We start from the raw sequence: 675 nt of genomic DNA, 5'->3' as shown, positions 1-675 counted from the left end.
GTGGTGAAGGGCGTGAGTTTCCTGCTCCGTCTGACCGTAACAGCGGACGACGGCAGTGAGCGGCTGGTCAGCACGGCCCGGACGACGGAAACCACATACCGCTTCACGCAACTGGCGCTGGGGAACTACAGGCTGACAGTCCGGGCGGTAAATGCGTGGGGGCAGCAGGGCGATCCGGCGTCGGTATCGTTCCGGATTGCCGCACCGGCAGCACCGTCGAGGATTGAGCTGACGCCGGGCTATTTTCAGATAACCGCCACGCCGCATCTTGCCGTTTATGACCCGACGGTACAGTTTGAGTTCTGGTTCTCGGAAAAGCAGATTGCGGATATCAGACAGGTTGAAACCAGCACGCGTTATCTTGGTACGGCGCTGTACTGGATAGCCGCCAGTATCAATATCAAACCGGGCCATGATTATTACTTTTATATCCGCAGTGTGAACACCGTTGGCAAATCGGCATTCGTGGAGGCCGTCGGTCGGGCGAGCGATGATGCGGAAGGTTACCTGGATTTTTTCAAAGGCAAGATAACCGAATCCCATCTCGGCAAGGAGCTGCTGGAAAAAGTCGAGCTGACGGAGGATAACGCCAGCAGACTGGAGGAGTTTTCGAAAGAGTGGAAGGATGCCAGTGATAAGTGGAATGCCATGTGGGCTGTCAAAATTGAGCAGACC

Annotated in this window: 1 protein-coding gene; it reads left to right on the top strand. The window is 55.9% G+C overall.

Annotated elements, in window-relative coordinates; translation table 11 throughout:
* Positions 1 to 12: 12 nt before the first annotated feature.
* Positions 13 to 675 (top strand): phage tail tip protein J-related protein (locus HP556_RS03770; protein WP_420878642.1); only part of this gene is annotated, 663 nt, incomplete at its 3' end.

Source organism: Tardiphaga robiniae (assembly GCF_013359755.1).
In the GTDB taxonomy this organism is placed as follows: domain Bacteria; phylum Pseudomonadota; class Alphaproteobacteria; order Rhizobiales; family Xanthobacteraceae; genus Tardiphaga; species Tardiphaga robiniae.
This window is presented reverse-complemented; position numbering and strand designations above follow the sequence as displayed.